Origin of the sequence: Xanthobacter autotrophicus (assembly GCF_029991245.1) — a bacterium.
GTDB classification, from domain to species: domain Bacteria; phylum Pseudomonadota; class Alphaproteobacteria; order Rhizobiales; family Xanthobacteraceae; genus Xanthobacter; species Xanthobacter autotrophicus_C.
In genome coordinates this window covers 1-735 of record NZ_JAIVFO010000316.1, presented here as the reverse complement: position 1 = coordinate 735, position 735 = coordinate 1, and the positions used below count along the sequence as shown (strand labels likewise).

Annotated in this window: 1 protein-coding gene; it reads right to left on the bottom strand. The window is 69.4% G+C overall.

Going from position 1 to position 735, the window contains the following annotated elements; genetic code table 11:
* Nucleotides 1–492 (bottom strand): DMT family transporter (locus tag K9U41_RS22975; protein WP_282643152.1); only part of this gene is annotated, 492 nt, incomplete at its 3' end.
* Nucleotides 493–735: the final 243 nt, after the last annotated feature.

The window sequence follows — 735 nt, the reverse complement described above, 5'->3', positions numbered from 1 at the left end:
GTGTACGAGAGACAGGTTGATGCCCCGCCCGTCGGCAAGGCTCGGTCCGAACACCAGCGCGGTGCCGGCGATGCCTGCCAGCGCGCCGAGCAGGATCTGCCGGCGCAGCGGCACGCGCAGGAACAGCGCCGAAAACAGGGGAATGAGGATGGCGGAGAGGGAGAAGATCACCGACATCAGCCCGGACGGCAGGTGATAGCCGGCATAGTAGAAGAACAGGAAATTCAGCGAGAACAGCGTCGCCCCGAGGCCCGCGAACAGCAGGTGGTCGCGCGCCTTGAAGGCCAGCGGGGCGCGGGTGGCGATCACGAAAGCCAGCATGGCGAGGGTCGCGGCGAGGAAGCGCCAGGTGCCCGACACTTCCGGCGCCACCACGCCCAGCTGGAGCTTCAGCGGCAGCCAGCCCGAGCCGAAGATCAGCACGCACACGCCGTAAAGAACGAAGTCGCGCGGGCCGAGGGGCCCATCGGTTCGGGACGTATCGGGGGGCATGGGGGGCAGATCCGGACAGGAGCCGCCAAGGTAGAGCACGCGCCTGCCGCCCCCGCAACGCGGCCCGTTGAAGAGGCGGGGGCGACCCCGCCGCATATACCGCGATCCGGGTGGACCTGATCCGCAGGCTTGTAAGGTGCGCCGTCGGCCCCCTCTCCCGCCTGCGGGGGAGGGATGGGGAGGGGGCGAGATCAGGCTATCGGCACCGGCGGCACCAGGAAAACCCACCTGTTGCCCCCACCC